A 3,060-nucleotide genomic window follows, 5' to 3' on the forward strand; every position below is an offset into this window, starting at 1 on the left:
GTGAGCGGTGTTGATGGTGATACCGCGCGCTTTTTCTTCCGGAGCCGAGTCGATCTTGTCGAACTCAACGATTGCCGAACCGAAAACTTCGGAGCAAACGCGAGTCAGAGCCGCGGTCAAAGTGGTCTTACCGTGGTCGACGTGGCCGATAGTGCCGACGTTGACGTGGGGAAGGGAACGATCAAACTTTTCCTTAGCCATCGATACAATCCTCCGCAGAAGAAATAGTCTTGCGCTGATAAAACAAAGGCAGATATTTTCATATCTGCCTTGTTTATATGGAGCTCTTGAGCGGACTTGAACCGCTGACCTCACCCTTACCAAGGGTGTGCTCTACCAACTGAGCTACAAGAGCGAAACACTTTGTGCAAAATCCAGCAAACTTGGAGCGGGTAGCGGGAATCGAACCCGCATCATCAGCTTGGAAGGCTGAGGTTCTACCACTAAACTATACCCGCGGAGCTTGCGGCTCTCGCTAAAACTGGTGGAGGGAGAAGGATTCGAACCTTCGAAGCTCGCGCAACGGATTTACAGTCCGTCCCCTTTGGCCGCTCGGGAATCCCTCCAGATGTGGCCGGCATTCTATGTTGCTGCCGCCCTAGTGTCAAGCTCTTTTTCAAATTTTTTTCAATCAAATCTGAAACTTAGCTGCTTTGACACCGCCTCCAGCTCTACCACCTGAGTGGTGTTCCCTGTGAAGCGGGCGCCATTCTATCAAGCTATTCGCCAGTTGCAATACCCTGGCAGAAAATAATTTTATGTTTTAAGTCTTTGAAATCGTTGGAAAGAGTGGCGAGGACGGCTTGGTCCAGCAAACGCTCGCTTTCGGGCGCGACCTTCAGCCAAAGCCCATCGGCGCCAGGCAGCTGACCGGATACCGGCAAAGCGTTGATATCCAGGCTCAGCAACCGCTGACGCAGTGCCTCGAGCTGATCTTTACCTGCCAGACCACCCACAACCAGGCATTCATCCCGACGCCGAGCCGGCGCCGAGACACCGGTTTCACGCAACAGGCGAATTTCCTGTTGATTGCCTTTATACAAAGACAGTGGGGCGACATCCTTGGCTTTGAGAGGGGCTTCCTGTTGATGCCATACGTAGTAAAAGACGTTGAGCACCAGCAACAGCAGAAACAACCAACGCATACACACCTCAGTCCAATGGGCAGGCCATTGCAAGACCAACGAATACCAGGTCAGGCACCACACGCGCCTGTGGCGCAGCCTCACGCACCAGCGGTGCATCGCCGCCGGTAAGGAACACAGTAAACGCATCACCCCACAAGGCACGCGCTTGCTCGAGCTGAGTGCGGGCAAAGCCCTGGAGCATGAGCACGCAACCGCGCTCCACTGCCTCCACGGTTGAACGCCCAGGTGCAAGGCTGTTCAATGCACGCTCTGCCGAAGCATCGTCGTAGCGGATTCGCCGGGTGTGGGTACGCAGCTGGCTACGCATCAATGGCATGCCTGGGCAAATGTACCCACCCAGGTGCTCGCCATCCGCGGCAATGAAGTCGGCTTTTGCAGCAGTGCCCAGATCAATTACCAGGCAAGCCCCCTTGGCCAGATGGAAGGCACCCAACGCCGCCAGCCAACGATCCATGCCCAAACGCTCGAAATCTGCATAGCCGTTACGTACACCGGCCATTTCCTGGGCCGGTGCCGCAACGCGCGCCACTACCGAAAAGGCCTGAGCGATCAAACTGCAGAGAGCAGCGGTCTCTTCTTCACTGCGCACGCTGACGACGCGGCAACCCGACAAGCGCAATGACGCCAAGGCACTGACTTCAGCAACCAGCGCCTGGTCCGAGTCAACAATGCCACCGCCCACGATCGTCGCGTCGGCCGCATGAATCACACGCCATTTTATAAAGCTGTTACCGCAATCGAGCTCAAGAATCATCACGCAACCTCAAACTGAGCTCACCACCACTGAAGCTCTTTTCCACACCGTCGACCTCAAGGCGTAACCCGCCCTGCCCGTCCACACCCAGCACCACTCCATCTACGCGGGTACTGCCGGCAATTAGCGACACCTTACGCCCTTGCCACAGGTGTGCCTGCTCCCACTCTTCCTGGAATGCGGCAAAACCATAGCGGCGGTGACGCGCCAATTCGTGCTGAAGCTGCTGACTGAGCATGGCCACCAGGCGATTGCGATCAATTGTCACACCCGCCTCGCGCTTCATCGAGGTCCACTCCTGGTCGACTTGGTCATTAGCCTGCATGTTCACATTAATACCGATACCAAGGACGACGTGACACACATCCGCAGGATCACCGACTAGCTCCAGCAGAATGCCAGTGATCTTCTGCCCACGCACAAGCACATCGTTGGGCCACTTCAGCCCTACACCCTTGACACCGAAATCTTGCAGGGTACGCATGACAGCCAGGCCCACTACCAGGCTCAAGCCCTCGAGCTGACGCATGCCACCTTCGACACGCAGTACGAGGCTGTAGTAGAGGTTTTCCGCAAATGGGCTGACCCATTGACGACCACGGCGACCACGCCCAGCGCTCTGGCGCTCGGCAAGCACCAAAAACGGAGCAGCCTGCCCTTGGCCGGCAAGCCGAAGCCCTTCAGCATTGGTCGAATCGATGGTGTCATGGATGAAAACGGGCCACGGGTTACCGTCGGCAAACTCGGCAATCGCGTTCGCTTCGAGCAGGGCCAGAGGCGCCGCAAGCTGGTAGCCACGCCCACGAACCTTGTGAATGGTGAGGTTCAGCTCACTCTCCAGGTGCTGCAGCTGTTTCCAAACGGCGCTGCGGCTTACCCCAAGGGCTACCCCCAAGGCTTCCCCGGAATGGAACCGGCCATCCTTGAGGAGATTCAACAACTTCAGCATGCCAGTCTCGACTTGGAATAAGGCTGGCATGATAGCTATGGGTAGTGGGCTTGCATAGGAAAAGGGCCGCCCGAAAAGCTCACCAACAAAGAGTTTTTCGGCCAGAAAAGACAAAACCCCTACCTGCTCGCGCAGATAGGGGTTTTGCGAAATGAATCTTGACGATGACCTACTCTCACATGGGGAAACCCCACACTACCATCGGCGAT

4 protein-coding genes and 3 tRNA genes are annotated in these 3,060 nt (G+C 56.4%); all 7 read right to left on the reverse strand.

Annotation, left to right across the window (positions count from 1 at the left end):
* Window positions 1–201, reverse strand: a 201-nt coding sequence (locus ACNQPL_RS26555) for a GTP-binding protein (protein ID WP_416468380.1), incomplete at its 3' end; no start/stop codon positions are given.
* A 78-nt stretch (window positions 202–279) separates the two neighbouring features.
* Window positions 280–355: transfer RNA gene (locus ACNQPL_RS26560), tRNA-Thr, on the reverse strand.
* A gap of 29 nt (window positions 356–384) precedes the next feature.
* A tRNA-Gly gene (locus ACNQPL_RS26565) sits at window positions 385–458 on the reverse strand.
* A gap of 24 nt (window positions 459–482) precedes the next feature.
* Window positions 483–566 (reverse strand) — tRNA-Tyr (locus ACNQPL_RS26570).
* Window positions 567–719: 153 nt separating this feature from the next.
* On the reverse strand, window positions 720–1,145 hold the full coding sequence (locus ACNQPL_RS26575) for a hypothetical protein (RefSeq protein WP_416468381.1): 426 nt from the start codon (window positions 1,143–1,145) through the stop codon (window positions 720–722).
* 7 nt (window positions 1,146–1,152) lie between these two features.
* Entirely contained in the window at window positions 1,153–1,902 is a 750-nt protein-coding gene (locus tag ACNQPL_RS26580) for a pantothenate kinase (protein WP_346614697.1), read from the reverse strand.
* Window positions 1,892–2,851: a bifunctional biotin--[acetyl-CoA-carboxylase] ligase/biotin operon repressor BirA gene (birA, locus tag ACNQPL_RS26585; protein ID WP_346614703.1), complete on the reverse strand. Its 960-nt coding sequence runs from the start codon at window positions 2,849–2,851 to the stop codon at window positions 1,892–1,894. The genes ACNQPL_RS26580 and birA overlap by 11 nt, the downstream gene beginning before the upstream one ends.
* Window positions 2,852–3,060: the final 209 nt, after the last annotated feature.

The organism is Pseudomonas sp. LFS044 (assembly GCF_047978245.1).
GTDB lineage: Bacteria > Pseudomonadota > Gammaproteobacteria > Pseudomonadales > Pseudomonadaceae > Aquipseudomonas.

What these genes read in the sequence shown, in the direction of transcription:
- ACNQPL_RS26575 (WP_416468381.1), bottom strand. Translation starts at nt 1,145, where the DNA reads ATGCGTTGGTTGTTTCTGCTGTTGCTGGTGCTCAACGTCTTTTACTAC.
- ACNQPL_RS26580 (WP_346614697.1), bottom strand. Translation starts at nt 1,902, where the DNA reads ATGATTCTTGAGCTCGATTGCGGTAACAGCTTTATAAAATGGCGTGTG.
- birA (WP_346614703.1), bottom strand. Translation starts at nt 2,851, where the DNA reads ATGCTGAAGTTGTTGAATCTCCTCAAGGATGGCCGGTTCCATTCCGGG.